General features: G+C 65.0%; 2 protein-coding genes. Both read left to right on the top strand.

Translation table 11 applies throughout. The features are described from left to right. On the top strand, positions 1 to 1,239 hold a 1,239-nt coding region (locus tag HX846_RS37495), incomplete at its 5' end, for an ABC transporter substrate-binding protein (protein WP_178967499.1). Then, a partial coding sequence (locus tag HX846_RS37490) for an ABC transporter permease (RefSeq protein WP_178967498.1) occupies positions 1,232 to 1,834 on the top strand: 603 nt, incomplete at its 3' end. The genes HX846_RS37495 and HX846_RS37490, both read left to right, overlap by 8 nt.

The following is a 1,834-nucleotide window of genomic DNA, read 5'->3' as shown; positions in this document are numbered from 1 at the left end:
TGGACCATCCGCATCAAGCCGGGCCTGGAGTTCCACCACGGCAAGACCATCGGCGCCGACGACATGCTGTTCTCGCTGCTGCGCCTCACCGATCCGAAACTTGCCTCGCCGTTTGCCGGACTGGTGGGCGCCATCGACCGCAATGCGCTGCGCAAGCTGGATGAACGCACCATCGAAATCCGTTTCAAGAAGGGCCAGAGCTTTTTCCCGCTGGATGAAACCCTGATCAGCTTCGGCGGCATCGTGCCCACCGACTACGACCCCATCACCAATCCGGTGGGTGCCGGCCCCTACAAACTCAAGCGCTTCGTGCCCGGCCAGCGCTCGCTCTACAGCCGGTTCGAGAATTACTACAAACCCGGCCAGCCTTATGCCGACGAACTGGAAATCATCGAATTCAAGGACCAGGTCTCGCGGGTGGCCGCATTGCGTGCCGGGCAGATCGATGTCGCCAGCGGCGTGCAGGCCGAGCACAGCGCGCTGCTCAAGGCCGACTCGCGCCTGTCGCTGTGCGTGTCGCCCAGCACCTCGTTTACCGGCTTCAACCTGAACCTGGCCAAGCCGCCGTTTGACGACGTACGGGTGCGCCAGGCGTTTCGCTTGCTGGTTGATCGGCAAGAGTTGGTGGACCGGGGCCTCAACGGTTTCGGGCGCATCGCCAATGACCTGTACTCGCCCCACGACCCCACCTACAACCACGACATTGCGCAGCGACCCCATGACCTTGAGCAAGCGCGCTCGCTGCTGCGCCAGGCCGGGCAGACCGATCTGCGGGTGGAGCTGACGACCCCGTCAGGCTCCGGCGTGAATGCCGCTTTGGTGTTTGCCCAACAGGCGAAGAAGGCTGGCGTGGAGGTCCGCGTGACCCAGGTCGACGGCGCGGTATTCAACGGCCCGCAGCGCGAGCAGTGGCAACTCTCACCGGGTTCGACCCCGGCCCGTGGGTTTCTCGCGTCGGCGTTGCACAACGACGCGCCCTTGGCGATCTACAACCGCAGCAACTTCCATGACCAGCGTTTCGATGCGCTGTATCGCCAGGCCCTGGCCCAGCCGGATGTGCAATTGCGCAAAGGCCTGGTGCACGAGGCCCAGCAGATTCAACACGAACGCGGTGGCCTGCTGATCTGGGGTTTCAACGATGTGCTGGACGCCGCCTCGGTACGGGTCGGCGGCCTTGCGCCGGAACAGACCACCTTCGCCTCCTGGCGCTTTGACGAGCTGTGGTTGAACCATGTCTAAACCCCTGCGAACGCCGGCCTGGTTATCGTGGTTTATCGGCCGCCTGGGCTACGGCCTGCTCACCGCGTGGGTGATCAGCCTGGTGGTGTTTATCGCCACCCAGGCGCTGCCATCGGACCCGGCCCGGGTGATCCTCGGCCCCGACGCGCCACTGGAAAGCATCCTCACCCTGCAACATCAACTGGGGCTGGACCAGCCGATCCTGCGGCAATATCTGCGCTGGCTCGGCTCGGCCCTGAGTGGCGACCTCGGGGTGTCACTGGATTCCAACGCGCCGGTCGGCAGCATCCTGTGGGGGCGTTTCGGCTACACCCTGGCGTTGCTCGCCGGGGTGATCGCCGTGGTGGTGCCGGCGGCGCTGGGCCTCGGCGTGTACCTGGCGCTGCGCCGCGACAGCCACCTCGACCGCTGGAGCCTGTCGTTGCTGATTTTCCTCAAGGCCACGCCGGGCTTTCTGTTGGCCATCGGCCTGGTGCTGCTGTTTTCCATGCCGCATATGGACTGGTTGCCGGCGGTGTCGATCCTCGACCCGGATCAGTTGCTGCGGCGCCAGTTGCCGTTCCTGGTGCTGCCGGTTCTGGCCCTGAGCCTGTCG

The sequence above is a fragment of the Pseudomonas sp. K5002 genome, from assembly GCF_013386655.1.
Lineage (GTDB): Bacteria > Pseudomonadota > Gammaproteobacteria > Pseudomonadales > Pseudomonadaceae > Aquipseudomonas.
This window is presented reverse-complemented; position numbering and strand designations above follow the sequence as displayed.